Source organism: Amycolatopsis aidingensis, assembly GCF_018885265.1.
In the GTDB taxonomy this organism is placed as follows: Bacteria; Actinomycetota; Actinomycetes; order Mycobacteriales; family Pseudonocardiaceae; genus Amycolatopsis; species Amycolatopsis aidingensis.
In genome coordinates, this window is the sequence record NZ_CP076538.1 from 6,295,926 (window position 1) to 6,311,768 (window position 15,843).

Below are 15,843 nucleotides of genomic sequence, written 5' to 3' on the forward strand. Positions count from 1 at the left end.
ACTCGTACGAGTGAAACGAAGGACCTACGCAATCGCATTCGGATCAGCCGACATCACCCGGTCGGTAGGCCGATGTCCTTCCGAACAACCGAGCGAAAGCGTGGGATCGTGGTTTCCTCCTCGCGGAAGACGCTGCCGTTGTCCGCCGCGCAACGCGGAATCTGGTTCGCCCAGCGCCTGCGACCGGCGAGTCCGAGCTTCACCGTGGCGCAGTACTTCGAAATCGCCGGTCGGCTGGACCCGGAGGTGCTCCGCGAGGCGGTCCGGCGGGTGGTCGCCGAGACCGACATGCTGCGGGTGCGGTTCGTCGAGGAGCACGAGCGGCCGAGCCAGGTCGTGGACGCCGCGCGGGAGCCCGCACTGGCCGTCGTGGACCTGACCGGCAAGGAACACCCGGAACGCGCGGCACTGGCATGGATGCGGGAGCAGCTCGCCAGCCCCGCGGATCCGCTGCGGGACCCGCTCTACACGGCCGCGCTGCTGTGGGTCGGCACCGACCGGTGCTTCCTCTACCAGCGTGTCCACCACCTGTTGCTGGACGGGTACGGGGCGACGCTCGTGGTACGCAGGGTCGGCGAGATCTACCAGGCGCTGGCGGCCGGGACCGAGCCCGACCCGGCCGGGTTCGGCTCGCTGGCCGAGGTGATCGCGGACGAGGAGGACTACCGGGCTTCCGATCGCTGTGCCGAGGACGGCGCGTTCTGGCGGCGGAGGCTGGCGGACCGGCCGGAGATCGGGAGCACCCCGACCCGCCCCGCCGAGGACGGTGGTCAGGCACCGGGCCGCGAAGCCGAGCTGCCGGCCGAGGGACTGCGCGCGGCCGCGCGAGCGCTGCGAACGGACTGGTCCGCGCTGGTGATCGCCGGAGTGGCGGCGCACCGGCACCGGGAAACCGGGGAACGCGACGTCGTGCTGGGCCTGCCGGTGACGGCCCGGCGTACCGCACTGCTGCGCACTACCCCCGCGATGGTGTCCAATGTGGTTCCGCTGCGCCTGCGGGTGACCCAGGGCATGCCTGCGGCCGAACTGGTCCGGCAGACCTCCAGGGAGGTGCGTGCCGCGCTTCGGCACCAGCGGTACCGCGTCGAGGACATCCGGCGCGACCTGGAGGCACCACCCGGAACACCGGTGCACGGCCCCACGGTCAACATCCTCCCCTTCGATCCGGCCACCACCTTCGCCGGTCATCCAGCCACGTTGCACAACCTGTCGATCGGCCCGGTGGACGATCTGGCGATCGTCGTGCAGGGCACTCCGGAACGCGGTCTGCGTCTCGGTGCGCACGGCGAGCCGGGCCGGCACCGGGCCGGTGACCTCGCCGGGTACCACGAGCGGCTGCTCCGCCAGTTGCGCGCGATGATCCAGGCCCCGGAGCGTGCCGTGGCCGCGCCGCGCCTGCACGCCGGGGGCGAAGTACGCGTCCACCGGTGGAACCAAGGCAACGTCGAGGAAAACGGGGGGAACGGGAAGAGCGAGGAAGGCGCGGCCGGGGTGACGGCTCCGGCCACCGTTCCCGGCCTGCTGGCCGAGTGCGCAACCGACTACCCCGACCGGATCGCCGTTCGCGACGAGCTCAGCGAACTGACCTTCGCCGAGCTGTCCGGCCGGGTCGATCGCCTCGCCGCCGTACTGGCCGGCCGTGGAATCGCCCGTGGCGCCGTTGTCGGGGTGGCGCTGCCCCGCTCGGTGGACGCGATCGTGGCGCTGCTCGCGGTGGCCCGCGCGGGCGCGACCTACCTGCCGATGGATGTGTCCTACCCGCAGGCCCGGCTGGCCTTCCTGGTGGACGACGCCGAGCCTCGGCTGGTGCTCACCGATTCCCGCACCCGCGACCGGTTGCCCGGCACGGCCCCGATGCTCGAACTGGACGACCCGAACCTGGCGGATGCCCGGACGGCGGATCCGGACCGCCCGCGGCCGTGGGACGCCGCCTACCTCACCTACACCTCCGGCTCCACCGGAAAGCCCAAGGGCGTCCTCGTCGAGCACCGGTCCCTGGCGAACCTGTTCAGCAGCCACCGGCGCCGAGTGTTCCCACCCGCGACTGCCGCCGCGGGCAAGGCGGTGCTGCGAGTCGGCCATCTCGCCGGGCTTGCCTTCGACGCCGCGTGGGACCCCGTACTGGCGATGCTGGCCGGGCACGAGCTGGTCATCGTGCCGGACGGGATTCGCGCCGATCCCGAGGCGTGCGCGCGCTGGCTGGCCGACTGGGACGTGGACTCGGTGGAGACGACTCCGTCCTACGTCCGGCAACTGCTCGACGCCGGAGCGCTGCACCGTCCCGGGCACCCCGCGGTGTGGGCCCTGGGCGGCGAGCCGGTCGACCCTGCGCTGTGGGACGAGCTGTCCGGGGCACCCGGTGTGCTGGCACTGAACCTCTACGGTCCCACCGAGGCGGCGGTCGACTCGGTGATCGACATCATCCGGCCAGGTCAGCGGCCGGGTATCGGCAGGCCGATCGCCAACGTCCGGGCCCACGTTCTGGACTCCGCGCTCGAGCCGGTTGGCGCGGGGACCACCGGAGAGCTGTACCTGGCCGGCGCCGGGCTCGCCCGCGGGTACCGGGGCAGGCCCGCGCTCACCGCGGAACGGTTCGTCGCCGACCCGTTCGGCACCGGCGGGCAACGCCTCTACCGCACCGGTGACCTGGCCCGGTGGACCGAGGACGGCAGGCTGGAGTTCGCCGGGCGGGCCGACGAGCAGGTCCAGATCCGCGGATTCCGGGTCGAGCCCGGTGAGGTCGAGTCCCTGCTGACCGGGTTCGACGAGATCAGCAGGGCCGCCGTGGTGGTCCGCGGCGGCACCGGCGCCGACCGGCACCTCATCGCGTACGTGGTTCCGGCGAGCCAGGCCACCGAGCGCCTCGAAGGCGAGCGCGTGCGCGCGCGGCTGGCGGAGCACCTACCCGGATACCTCGTCCCCAGGGCCGTAGTGCCGCTGCCGGCGCTCCCGCTGACGCCGCACGGCAAGCTGGACACCGGGCGACTGCCGGAACCCGCACGCGAGCGGGACAGCGCGCGTGGCCCGGCCACCGAGCGGGAGCGAGCGCTGTGCGCGATCTTCGCCAGTACCCTCGAGTTGCTGGACGTGGGCGTCGACGACGACTTCTTCGCCCTCGGCGGGCATTCCCTGCTGGCCACCAGGGTGATCGGCCGGATCCGCGCCGAGCTCGGCGCCGACATCGCCATCCGGACCCTGTTCGAGGCACCAACCCCGGCGCTGCTGGCCAAGCACGTCCATGCCGAGGAGGGCGACCGTCGGCCCGCGCTCACCCCGCGCCCCCGCCCACCCCGCATCCCGCTGTCCCCTGCGCAGCGGCGGCTGTGGTTCCTCAACCGGCTCGATCCGGATTCCGGTGACTACAACCTGCCGATCACCCTGCGCCTTTCCGGACCGCTGGACGTCCCGGCCCTCCGCGGCGCGCTGGCCGACGTCGTCGCCCGGCACGAGCCGTTGCGCACGACGCTGCCCGAGGACGAGGGCGAGCCCTACCAGCTGATCCACGCCGTGGCCGAGCCGGAGCTGGTCCAGGTGTCCCCGGCCGATCTGGCCACCGAGGCCGCCCGTGGTTTCGACCTGACCGTCGACCTCCCCCTCCGGGCATTCCTCGCCCACACCGGATCCCAGGAGCACGTCCTGCTGCTGGTCGTCCAGCACACGGCGGCCGACGGCTGGTCGCTGGTCCCGCTCGCCCGTGACCTCGCCGCGTTCTACCAGGCGCGGGCGGCGGGCACCAGCGCGCGGTTACCCGAACTGCCGGTGCAGTACGCCGACTACGCGCTGTGGCAACGAGAGTTGCTGGGTGACCCCGGCGACCCGGGGAGCAGGGCCAGCTCCCAGCTCCGGTTCTGGGCGGCCACCCTTTCCGGGCTGCCGACCGAGAACGGGCTGCCCGCCGACCCCTATGACCCCGCCGCGGAGACCGAGGACGGTGCTGTCGAGGTACACGTGCCGGCAAGGCTGCACGCGGCGCTGGTCGACTTCGCCGCCGCGCGCGGCGCGAGCCTGTTCATGGTGCTGCACGCCGCGCTGGCGAGCCTGCTCGCCCGGTTCGGCGCGGGAACGGACCTCGCCATCGGCACCCCGGTCGCCGGGCGCACCGAACCGGCGACCGAGCAACTGCTCGGGTTCTTCGTGAACACGCTCGCCCTGCGTACCGACCTCAGCGGTGACCCGAGTTTCGCCGAGGTGCTGGACCGGGTACGCGACGCGGACCTCGCCGCGTTCGAGCACCAGGACGTGCCGTTCGACCAGGTGGTGGAACGGGTCGCGCCGGCCCGTACCCCCGGCCAGAACCCCCTCTTCCAGGTCATGCTCGCGGTGCGGAACACCCCGGAGCCGGTGGTCCGGCTCGGCGACCTGGTGGTCGAGGCGCGGCCGGGTGCGCGCGCCGGGGCCGCCAAGTTCGACCTCCTGCTCGACCTCGGCGAGCACCACGAAGCGGGCCGCCCCGCCGGGATCGTCGGCACGGTGGAGTACCGGGCCACCCGGTTCCGGCGGTCCACCGCGGCCCGGCTGGGCGACTCGCTGATCCGGCTGCTGGAGTCGGTGCTGGTCGATCCCGCCCGTCCCGTCCGGACCGCCGAGATCCTCTCGCCCGACCAGCGGCGTGCGGTGGTCCGCGAGTGGAACGGCCCCCGTCGCCCGGTGCCCGAAGTCACCGTGCCCGAACTCCTCGCCCGACAGGCCGCCCGGCACCCCGACCGGACCGCGCTCGTCACCTCCGACCGGACGATGAGCTTTGCCGAGCTGGACGCGCGAGCCAACCGGCTGGCACGGCTACTCGGCCGGCACGGGGCAGGCTCCGGCACGGTGGTCGCGGTGGCGTTGCCCCGGTCGGCCGACACCGTGGCCGCCCTGCTCGCCGTGCTTCGCGTTGGCGCGGTGTACCTGCCGGTCGACGTGGAGTACCCGGAATCGCGCGTCCGCTACCTGCTCGCCGACGCCGAGCCGGGCGTGCTGGTCTGCACCGGAGAGTTCGCCGAACGGTTCGATCCGGACCAGCCGGTGGTCCGGATCGAACCTGGCGCGGAGTTGACCGGCCTTCCCGCGACTCCGCCCGAGGGCGTGGACTTCCCAGCTCCCGGAGACGCGGCGTACCTGCTGTACACCTCGGGATCGACCGGACGGCCCAAGGGGGTGCTGGTGGAACACCGGGCACTGACCAATCTCGTCGAGCACCACCGTCGCCGGATCTTCCGTCCGGCCGTCGCCGCGACCGGCAGGGAACCACTCCGCGTCGCGCACACCGCGGGCGTTTCGTTCGACGCCTCCTGGGACCCGGTGCTGTGGCTGGTCGACGGGCACGAGTTGCATCTCGTCGGTGACGAGGTCCGGCGTGACCCCGAGGCCCTCGTGTCCTATGTGGATGAACGAGGCATCGACACCATGGAGACCACCCCTTCCTACCTGAGGCAGCTGATCGACCTGGGTCTGCTGGGCGGCGCGCGGCACCGACCGAGCGTGCTCGCGGTCGGTGGTGAGGCCGTGGACGGGGCGCTGTGGCGGGAGCTGGCCGCCGTCCCCGGCCTGCTCGCGTTCAACTTCTACGGCCCAACCGAGTCCACTGTGGACCCTGTGGTGGCCTCGGTCGGTGAACACCCGTTCCCGGTGATCGGCATGGCGATCGACAACATCGACACCTACGTGCTGGACCACCGGCTGCGGCCGGTTCCCGCCGACGTGGTCGGCGAGCTGTATCTCGGCGGCGCGGGGCTGGCTCGCGGGTACCACCGCCGCGGCGCCCTGACCGCGCAACGCTTCGTGGCGAACCCGTTCGGTCAGCCGGGAAGCAGGCTGTACCGCACCGGTGACCTCGTACGGTGGCGGGACGGGGGTGTGCTCGAGTTCGCCGGCCGCGCCGACGACCAGATCAAGATCCGCGGCCACCGGGTTGAGCCTGGCGGGATCGAGGCGGCCCTGAATGCCCTCCCCGAGGTTGCCGCCGCGGCGGTGATCACGCACACCGCGGCCGAAGGCGTCGACCAGCTCGCCGGATACGTGGTCGCGGCCACCGGGCAGGTGCCCGACCCGGTGCGGCTGCGCGCCGCGCTCGCCACGGAGCTGCCCGCGCACGAGGTACCCCAGACGATCACCGTGCTGCCGGAGCTGCCGCTGTCCCCCAACGGCAAGCTCGACCGGTCCAGGCTTCCGGAACCGGAACCGGGCCGGGCAGGTCGCGGGGGACGGCGCCCCGAGGGCGGGACCGAGCGGCGGTTGTGCGCGATCTTCGCCCGCACGCTCGGCATCGCCGAGGTCGCCGCGGACGACGACTTCTTCGAGCTGGGTGGCCATTCCCTCCTGGTCACCCGGCTGGTCAGCGGCATCCGCGCGGAGTTCGGTACCGACCTCGCGATCCGGACCGTGTTCGACGCCCCGACTCCGGCGCGGCTCGCCGGGCGGTTGGCCGAGGCAGGGCCGGGCCGCAGGGCCGAGCTGACGCCCCTGGCCCGCCCCGACCGCATACCGGTGTCCCACGCTCAGCACCGCATGTGGTTCCTCGGCGGCTTCGAGGAAACGGGAACCGCCTACCACATCCCCATGGCGGTGCACCTGCGTGGCGAGCTCGAACCAGCGGCACTGCGCGAGGCGTTCGGCGACGTACTGGCCCGGCACGAGAGCCTGCGCACGGTCTTTCCCGCCGAGGGTGGGGTTCCCTACCAGCGGATCGTGCCCGTCGAGCCGGCGGCCTTCGAGCTGCCGCTCCGGTCCACCGTGCCGGACCGGCTCGAGCGGGATCTCGCCGAGTTCACCGGTCACCCGTTCGACCTGGAACGCGACCTTCCGCTGCGAGCCACGCTGCTGCGGCTGGACGCGCGGCAGCACGTACTGCTCGTCGTGCTCCACCACATCGCGGCGGACGGCTGGTCGACCGGACCGCTGGCGAGGGATCTCGCGGTGGCGTACCAGGCCAGGCTGGCCGGATCGGAACCCGCATTCACCCCGCTGCCGGTGCAGTACGCCGACTACGCGCTGTGGCAGCGGGAAGTCCTCGGCACCGAGGAGGACCCGGACAGCCTGCTGCGCGAGCAGTTGGACTTCTGGTCGGACACCCTGGCCGGCATTCCGGACGAGCTGGCGTTGCCGTACGACCGGGCCCGCCCGGCGCGGCCTCGGCATATCGCCGGCACCGTGCCGTTCACCCTGCCGGAACGGGTACGGGCCCGGCTGGCTGACCACGCCGCGAGCCGGGGTGCCAGCCTGTTCATGGCGCTGCACGCGGGCCTGGCCGCCCTGCTGTCCCGCATCGGGGCCGGCAGTGACATCCCGGTGGGGACACCCGTCGCCGGCCGGACCGACGCCGCGCTGGAGGATCTGGTCGGGTTCTTCGTCAACACGCTCGTGCTACGCACGGACCTTTCCGGGGACCCGACGCTGCTGGAGCTGCTCGACCGGATCCGGCCGGTGGACCTGGCCGCCCTCGACCACCAGGACGTTCCGTTCGACCGGGTGGTCGAGGAACTCGCCCCGGCACGGGCACCGGGACGGCACCCGCTGTTCCAGGTGCTCCTCACCCTGCAGAACACGCCCGAGCCCGAGCTGAGCCTGCCAGGGGTCGAGGTCTCGGTCGCCGAGGACGGGGGCGCGGCACGCGCCAAGTTCGACCTCTCGGTCACCCTCACCGAGCGCGGAAACCCGGACGGTACCGCGGCCGGGCTCGACGGCAGGCTGGAGTACGACGCCGACCTTTTCGACCACGACACGGCCGAACGGTTGGCTCGCTGGCTCACCAGGCTGCTCACCGCGGCGGCCGAACAACCGGAAACCCCGCTGCGCGCGCTACCACTGGTCACCCCGGCCGAGACCGCGGCCGAGCTACGGGCGAGCGAGGGCCCCCGGCGCGCCCTCACCGACGAGACCGTCGTGCACATCTTCGAGCGGACCGCGGCGAGCGCGGGATCACACGCGACGGCGCTGGTTGCCGGAAGCGAACGGGTGCCGACCGCGCGGCTGAACGCCGAGGCGAACCAGATCGCCCGGCTGCTGCACGCCCGCGGTATCGGTGCGGGCGACATCGTCGCCACCGCGCTGCCCAGGTCCGCGTCCGCGCTCAGCGCACTGCTCGGCGTGCTCAAGTCCGGCGCCGCCTACCTCCCCGCCGACCCCGGCTACCCGGACGAGCGGCTGCGCTACCTGCTCGCCGACGCGAACCCCGCACTGGTGATCACCGGTTCCGCGATCGCGACCCGGTTGCCGCCGCACGTTCCGCTCCTGCCGCTGGACGATTCGGCCACGCACAGCGCGCTCGCCGCGCTGCCCGCGGACGATCTCACCGAGGCCGAGCGGGCGGCACCGCTCACCGGGCGGGACGCGGCCTACCTGTGCTACACCTCGGGCTCGACCGGCAGGCCGAAGGGCGTCCTTGTCGAGCACGCGGCGCTGGTGAACCTGCATGAGCACCATCGGGAGCGGCTGTTCCCGCCCGAGGTGTCCCGGGTGGCGCTCACCGCCCCGCTGGCCTTCGACGCCTCCTGGGACCCGGTGCTGTGGATGGTCGCCGGGCACGAGCTGCACCTGATCGACGAGGACACCCGGCGTGCCGCCGACGCGCTGGTGGGCTACCTGCGTGAGCGGCGCGTCGACGTGGTGGAGACGACACCGTCGCACGCCCGCCAGTTGCTCGCCGCGGGGCTGCTGGCCGGGGAGCACCGGCCGCGGGTGCTCGCCCTCGGCGGTGAACCGGTGGACCCCGGCCTGTGGCAGGAACTACGCCGGGTTGAGGGGCTCATCGGGTACAACCTCTACGGCCCGACCGAGTCCACCGTGGACTCGGTGATCGCACGCCTTGGCGAGCACGACCGGCCCGCGATCGGCACCCCGGTGCACAACACCAGGGCGCTCGTACTGGACGCCCGGCTGCGACCGGCTCCGGCCGGGGTCGCCGGCGAGTTGTATCTCGGCGGCGCCGGGCTTGCCAGGGGGTACCTGGGCCGAGCGGGCCGTACCGCCGAGCGGTTCGTCGCCGACCCCTTCGGCGGGTCGGGCGAGCGTCTTTACCGCACCGGCGACCTCGTTCGCCGGCGCGCGGACGGCACCCTGGACTACCTCGGCCGCGCCGACGACCAGCTCAAGGTCCGGGGGATGCGGTTCGAACCCGGCGAGGTGGAGTCGGTCCTCGAGTCCGATCCCGCGGTCGCGCAGGCCGCGGTGACCGTGTCGGGGGAGCGGGTGGTGGCCTATGTCGTGGCCGCCAGCTCCCGGCAACCGGAGCCAACCCGGTTGCGGGCACGAGCGTCCGGTGTCCTGCCGGAGCACCTGGTGCCCTCGACGTTCACGGTGCTGGACAGGCTGCCGCTGTCCCCCAACGGCAAGCTGGACCGGCGGGCGCTGCCCGCTCCCCGACCGCAGGCCGAACCGGAGGGCAGAGTCCCCAGGTCACCGCGCGAGGCTGTGCTGACCGATCTGTTCGCCGACGTACTCCACCGGCCACGGGTGAGCATCGACGACGACTTCTTCGCGCTCGGCGGACATTCCCTGCTGGCCAGCCGCCTGATCAGCGAGATCCGCTCCGCGCTGGGTGTCGACCTGCCGATCCGCCGCCTGTTCGAGCACCCCACGGTTGCCGGCCTCGCCGCGGCGCTCGAGGACCCGGCCGGAGGTGACGATCTCGACGTGCTGCTGCCGCTGCGCGCCACGGGTGGCCGGCCGCCCCTGTTCTGCGTGCATCCGGCCAGCGGCCTCGCCTGGAGCTACGCGGGTCTGCTCCGCCACCTCGACCCGGACCAGCCGGTGTACGGGCTCCAGTCCCGGATGCTGGCGGATCCGGACTACCGGCCAACCGGCATCGCCGAGATCGCGGCCGACTACCTCGACCGGATTCGCGCGGTGCAGCCGCGCGGGCCGTACTACCTGCTCGGCTGGTCGTTCGGTGGCAACCTCGCCCAGCAGATCGCGACCCGGCTACGGGAGGAGGGGGAGCGCGTCGGGTTGCTGGCCCTGCTCGACTCCTACCCGCAGGCACCCGACGACGGGCTCGACACCGCGGGAGAGGCGGAGGTGTTCGCCACCCTCCTCGCCGGCGAGGGGATCGCCGTGCCCGAGCACGAGCGCCTCGACCGCACCACCGTGCTAGAGATCTATCGCAGGGAGGGCAGCCCGCTGGGCGGCCTCAGCGAGGAACAGGTCGGGGCCATGGTGCGTGCCTTCGCCACCCAGGCCCGCCTGATGGCGGGGTTCACTCCTGGCCGGTTCGGCGGTGACGTGCTGTTCTTCACCGCCACCGAGGGGCGGGGCGCCGACGCGCCAAGCGTGCACGAGTGGCTGCCCTATCTGGACGGAAGCCTCGACCATCACCGGGTCCCGGCACGGCACGCCCAGCTGACCCGGCCGGCGGCGCTGGAACATGTCGGGCCCGTGCTGTCCACCGCACTCACCGAACGCCAGGCCGACGACCTGTGCACCGATCAGAACGGGGGAACGAACGCGTGAACGACCAGGTGACCAACCCCTTCGACGCCGAGGACGAGGAGTACCTCGTGCTGGTCAACCACGAGGACCAGCACTCGCTGTGGCCACGGTGGGCCGAGGTGCCCGGTGGCTGGACCGTCGCGTTCGGTCCCGCGGCCCGGCAGGACTGCCTGGACTACGTCGAAAGCCACTGGACCGACATCACCCCGAGGAGCAGGCGAGAGTGAACGAATCCACCGAGCCGGTACCGGATGCGGCCGTCGTGATATCCGGACTGCGCAAATCCTTCGGCGGCACCGTCGCGCTGGACGGCATCGACCTGACCATGCCGGCCGGGCAGGTGTTCGCCCTGCTCGGCCCGAACGGGGCCGGCAAGACCACCACGGTCCGGATCATCACCACCCTGCTGCGCCCGGACAGCGGTCGGGTAAGGGTCACCGGGCTCGACGCGATCGGCCAGCCGGACCGGGTACGTCGCCGGATCGGCCTTTCCGGGCAGTACGCCGCGGTGGACCCGAAACTCACCGGGCTGGAGAACCTGACGCTGGTGGCGAAGCTGTACGGGATGCGGCGGGCCGAGGCCAAGACGACCGCCCGCGAGCTGCTGGACCGCTTCCGCCTGGGTACCGTCGCCCACCGGCTGGCCGGTACCTATTCCGGCGGTATGCGGCGACGTCTCGACCTCGCGGGCGCGCTGGTGGCGTCCCCGCCGGTGGTCGTCCTCGACGAGCCGACCACGGGCCTCGACCCGCACAGCAGGCTGGACACCTGGGACATCGTCGGCGAGCTGGTCGCCGACGGCACCACCGTCCTGCTCACCACCCAGTACCTGGAGGAGGCCGACCGGCTCGCCGACCGGATCGCGGTGATCGATCACGGCAGGGTCATCGCCGAAGGGACAGCGGACCAGCTGAAGGGCCGCATTGCCGGGCAACGGCTCGAGCTGGTCGCGGCCGACGACAGGGAACTGGCCAGGGCACACCGCCTCCTCACCCCGCTCGCCTCGGCCCCGGTGTCGTTGGACCGCCGAGCAAGGCGGCTGGAGATTCCGGTCACCGAGGGACCACATGCCCTGGAGCGAGCCTCGACCCTGCTCAACACCAACGAGGTGACCGTGCTCGATCTCGGTCTGCGCCGGGCCACCCTGGACGATGTCTTCCTCGCCCTCACCGGCGACACCACCGCGAGCCCGGACGGGGCATCGGAGGTGAACGCGTGCGTTCGCTGATCCGCGTGGTCCACGACAGCGGCTGGTTGGCCTGGCGGAACCTGCTCAACATCCGCCGCACCCCCGGCTCCATCTTCTCCGGGGTACTGCAGCCGATCATGTTCGTGCTGCTGCTCGGTTACGTCTTCGGCGGCAGCCTCGGCGGCGACGCCTACCGGGAGTACATCCTCGCCGGGATCTTCGTCCAGACCGTCACCTTCAACGCCTCGTTCACCACCATCGGGCTGGCCAACGACCTGCAACGCGGCATCGTCGACCGCTTCCGCGCGCTACCCATCCCGCGTCTGGCAGTCATCCTCGGCCGGACCACGTCCGACCTGACCACCAGCCTGATCAGCCTGCTGGTGATCAGCCTGTGCGGGCTGGCGATCGGTTGGCGCATCCGCGGCAACCTGCTGGACGCGGTCGCGGGTTACCTGCTGGTGCTGCTGTTCGCCTTCGCCATGTCCTGGGTCGGTGCGTTCATCGGCCTGGTCGCCCGCAGTGTGGAGGTGGCGCAAAGCCTCGGGCTGATCTGGCTGTTCCCGGCCACGTTCATCTCCACCGCGTTCGTGTCGGTGTCCGCGATGCCGCAACCCCTGGCCACGATCGCCCAGTGGAACCCGGTGAGCGCGCTCGCGGGCGCGGCGCGGGAGCTGTTCGGCAACCCCACCCCGGACACGCTGCCGCAACCCGGCGGCTGGCCCGCGGAGAACGCCGTCGCCTATTCGCTGCTCAGTTCGGGCGTGCTCATCGCCGTTTTCCTGACGCTGTCGCTGCTGCGCTACCGCAGGGTGGCGACCCGGTGAAGCCCGGCATGCCAGCGATGCGTCACCCGTTCCACGCGCCGCCCCTCGGTCAGACGGTGCGCGGTGCGCTCGTGGTCGTGAGGCGGAACTCCACAGTGGCCGGTAGCGTGTCCAGCTCCAGCGCCTGCCTGAGCCGGGGTAGTGCCTCGGTGCAGCCGGTGACGGATCTCGCCGAGGTCCGCGTCCTGGGTCACGGTCAGCACCAGCGACAGCGCCGGGTGCTCCCTGGTTCCGGCCAGCGTTCGTCTGCTGCCCACCGCCAGGTGTGTGTTTTGGGCGAGCGAGCCAGCTGGGCCAGCAACCAGCGCAGCGCCGCAAGACCGAGCAGGATGGCTCCGGCCGCCGTGAGGTGGAGGACCCAACGTGGCGGGGTTGCGTACCCGGCACGAGCGGGGTGTTCGGATCGAGGACCCGGATGGCGTCGAAGTGCACGAGCAGCGCGAGTGCACCCGCTCCCAGCAGCGCTCGGTTCAGCCGTGCCGGCCGGTTCAAGCTGATCATGGGGAGCTCCTTCGGGCACGAACCCGGACCGAGATTCTCGGACAGGTGGCCGGTGCGATCTGGTCGAGCCGCCGCTCCAGGGCGGCGCGCACCGACTCGTTCAGTCCGGTGGGGACGGTGCGGTCGGTCCGCACGATCGCGCTGAGCCGGCCACGCCGCAGGCGGACCCGCACGCCGCTGACCCCTCGACCGATGCCGCCGCGCGACGCAGTGAGCGGCGCATTCCGGACCGGGACACGCCGGTGCCGACAGTCGGCTCCTCGTCCGACACGGCCAGCGGGAGCACGGTCTCGGCCTGCCGGGTGAGGCCGCAGCCGGCACCAGTACCAGGCCGGCGAGCGCGGCAAGGCCCGCTCCCACGGCAAGGGCGGGGTCGTTCCAGCGAATGCCGTGCAGGGTGCGGCCATCGACGCGTAGCTCGACCACGGTTCCTGGCCGGCGATCAGCTGACTGGCGACGCTGCCGACCAGCGCGGCTCAGCAGTACGGGCAGGGCGGTGATGGTCGCCGGAATCACGCGGCGGGGTCTGCGTTTCACCGCACCTCCTCGCGCTCACCTCCGCCGGACGCAGCGCGGTCACTGTGATGTCCACTCCGGACACGGTCAGGCCGGTCACCTAGGCAACGCGTGAAATCAGGCGCCCACGCACGGCTTCGGCAGTGGTCGCGATCGGTACCGGGTAGCGGAGGGAAAGCCGGACGGCGAGCCGCACGGTGTCACCATTGCGGTGGACCGTCAGCTTGGCGTCCCCCTCGTCACTGCCGACCGCGACGCCGAGCACGCGTCCCGCCGATCCACCGACACCGTCCACCTCCACCACCGATCGGGCCGCGATGTGCTCGACGGCTCGATCGGAGATCGTGGTGACGCCACGTTCGCCCGCCTCATCCCGCGGTCGCTCGCTACCGGTTGCCGGGAGCGGTGCGCTGTTCACGGTACTGGTCGTCGGCTCAACCGCGGTCACGTCCGGTCTGCACTTGGCCGACGCTGAGCATCACCGACGCCATCGCCCCACCGGAGATCGTGGCCAGCAGCGCGGACCGCCGACAGATCACCGCGACCCCGTCGGCCAGGCCCAGCCCATTTGCCACCACCATCGCGGCGACCTCACCCAACGACTGCCCGATCACGGCCGCGGGTTCGATCCCCGATGAGCGTCGGACAGCCGCGAGCGCCACCTGCATCCCGAACAGGGTGGGCTGGATCCGGTCGAGCCCTACCAGCCGCTCCGGGTGGGCGAGCACGTCGCGCAACGAGAAGCCCGCCTCCGCGGCTCCAGCTCATCGATGGCCGCGGCGAAACACCGGCTCCCGCGCCAACATGCTCTGGCAGGTACCGGGCCGCTGGGAGCCTTGGCCAGTGAACACGAACACCGGGCCAGCGTGCCCGGGCGGCGAGTTCGCGGTGGTCTCGGGCGACGATGCCAAGGCGGTGGAGGTTAGGGGACCTTACTCGAACATAAAAGACCAGGTCAGGGCGCTGAAAGAGCTCCGTGGGAAGCTTCCCAGCCTCGCTACACCCGAGCCGCCGTCGATCAAGCGCGACCGGCCCCGGCATGCCCGGCAACTCCGTGCCGAGCAAGTCGAGGACTTGATCGCGGGCTACCAGGCCGGTGCGACGGTGTACGAACTCGGTGACCGGTTCGTCATCGAACGGCGAACGGTCAGCAACATCCTCCACCGGAACGGCGTCCAGATGCGCCGCCGCGGCCTCTCCCCCGAGCAGGTCGACGACGCCATCCACCTCTACAACCTCGGCTGGTCACTGGCACGAATCGGCGACCACCTCGGCGTCAACCACACCACCGTGCTGAACAAACTGCGCGAACGCGGCATCCCCACCCGCGACACCCACGGACGTCCGCGCGTCGAAGCAGGTGGTCCTCGATGACCCGGCGCGCAGCTACCTTGCCAGCTCGATCAGGTTCGAACGGCGCTACTGTCGTTCACGCTGTCACCGTGATCATGGGCGTCGTCGTCGGCCTCACCTTCCTCTTCGGCTGTGGCAACGTCCTCAACCTCGCCCTCCGGCTGGGAGTCCCGGTCTGGGTCGCACCGCTCGTCGCACCTGCCGTTGATCTGTCGATTCTTGGCCTGCTGCTGGGTACTCGGCACCTGGCGCTGGCGGGCGCTTCCGTGGAGGTATTGCGGCCGGCTCGTCGGCTCCTGATTTTCGCGAGTGTGGTCACGTTGGCGTTGAACGTGGCCGACCCGGTCGTCGCAGGTGAGTACGGAAAGGCGGCCTTCGACGCGGTGGGGCCGCTCCTCTTGATCGGTTGGGCCGAAGTAGACCCCGGCTTCCTGCAGGCGATCGGTGAATGCAGTTCCTCGACGGCCACGGGTGGCACGGTTGCCGAAGGGCAGCCGGAGATGCTCGTGCGCGAACAGCCGGAAGCCGGTCTTGTCGGCCGCGAGACCAAGCGGGAAGAGACGGCCGGCCATGATAGGCCCCGCTTGACGCGGCAGAAGCGTTCTCCAGAGGAGCTCTTGGAGTTGGCACGAGAAGTGGACGCTGAGCATCGTGCCGCTCACCAGAAGCCGATTTCGGCGGACACGCTTCGTGTTCGGTTGAGCATAGGTGCGACTCAGGCACGGCACCTGGTCAAGGCCGTGCGCTCCGAGTTTCAGGCGCGGACCGACGGCGATCAGAAATTGGGCAGCGTCCCACGAGACGCCGAGCGAGTCAGCGCCGTGGCCGCCTGATGCACAAGCTCGGGGCACGTAGTGGTCGCTGTGTTGATCGAGGTCTGGCGAGCGCATGCCGAGGCGCGGGCCGTTACAGCGAGGATTTACTCAATCATCAGTGACTCAATCTAGTACTACAGCCGCATGGTGTGATGTTTGAGGCGTTGTCGCTGGTAGTGGCTTCGTCTGGCTCGGGTTCGGTGGATTCTGCGCCAGCGTGACCAGTGGTCGGTGT

The 15,843-nt window shown here is 71.6% G+C and carries 8 protein-coding genes and 1 pseudogene; 6 read left to right on the forward strand and 3 right to left on the reverse strand.

Features of this window, described 5'->3' with window-relative positions:
* The first annotated feature begins 108 nt into the window (after positions 1–108).
* The 4 genes from KOI47_RS28670 to KOI47_RS28685 are packed head-to-tail and all read left to right on the forward strand — an operon-like array spanning position 109 to position 12,423.
* Positions 109–10,428, forward strand: a complete 10,320-nt coding sequence (locus tag KOI47_RS28670; protein ID WP_216209698.1) for a non-ribosomal peptide synthetase — start codon at positions 109–111, stop codon at positions 10,426–10,428.
* 8 nt (positions 10,429–10,436) lie between these two features.
* Complete coding sequence (locus KOI47_RS28675; RefSeq protein WP_216217621.1) at positions 10,437–10,634, forward strand: MbtH family protein; 198 nt, start codon at positions 10,437–10,439, stop codon at positions 10,632–10,634.
* A complete protein-coding gene (locus KOI47_RS28680; protein ID WP_269756671.1) occupies positions 10,631–11,635 on the forward strand; it encodes an ATP-binding cassette domain-containing protein in 1,005 nt (334 codons plus the stop codon). The genes KOI47_RS28675 and KOI47_RS28680 overlap by 4 nt, the downstream gene beginning before the upstream one ends.
* Complete coding sequence (locus KOI47_RS28685; protein ID WP_216209700.1) at positions 11,623–12,423, forward strand: ABC transporter permease; 801 nt, start codon at positions 11,623–11,625, stop codon at positions 12,421–12,423. Before KOI47_RS28680 ends, KOI47_RS28685 begins: the two co-directional genes overlap by 13 nt.
* A gap of 497 nt (positions 12,424–12,920) precedes the next feature.
* On the opposite strand, the gene KOI47_RS36550 is transcribed toward KOI47_RS28685, so the two are convergent.
* From KOI47_RS36550 to KOI47_RS28695, 3 genes and pseudogenes are all read right to left on the reverse strand, one after another.
* Positions 12,921–13,331, reverse strand: a complete 411-nt coding sequence (locus KOI47_RS36550; protein WP_408629856.1) for a DUF6286 domain-containing protein — start codon at positions 13,329–13,331, stop codon at positions 12,921–12,923.
* Positions 13,332–13,540: 209 nt separating this feature from the next.
* The gene (locus KOI47_RS28690) at positions 13,541–13,858 is read right to left on the reverse strand and encodes an Asp23/Gls24 family envelope stress response protein (protein ID WP_216209701.1); all 318 of its coding nucleotides are present in this window, start codon (positions 13,856–13,858) and stop codon (positions 13,541–13,543) included.
* A 16-nt stretch (positions 13,859–13,874) separates the two neighbouring features.
* Positions 13,875–14,183 (reverse strand): annotated as a pseudogene (locus KOI47_RS28695) (acyltransferase domain-containing protein); the annotation flags it as partial.
* Between the two features lie 100 nt (positions 14,184–14,283).
* Between KOI47_RS28695 and KOI47_RS28700 the strand changes: the two are divergent.
* On the forward strand, positions 14,284–14,814 hold the full coding sequence (locus tag KOI47_RS28700; RefSeq protein WP_232376321.1) for a helix-turn-helix domain-containing protein: 531 nt from the start codon (positions 14,284–14,286) through the stop codon (positions 14,812–14,814).
* A gap of 68 nt (positions 14,815–14,882) precedes the next feature.
* Positions 14,883–15,626 carry an MATE family efflux transporter gene (locus KOI47_RS28705; RefSeq protein WP_408629857.1) on the forward strand — a complete coding sequence of 248 codons (744 nt, stop codon included), beginning with the start codon at positions 14,883–14,885 and terminating at the stop codon, positions 15,624–15,626.
* The last annotated feature ends 217 nt before the right edge of the window (positions 15,627–15,843 follow it).

Coding starts and splice junctions, on each gene's coding strand:
- KOI47_RS36550 (WP_408629856.1), bottom strand. CDS start 13,331: ATGGCCGCACCCTGCACGGCATTCGCTGGAACGACCCCGCCCTTGCCG.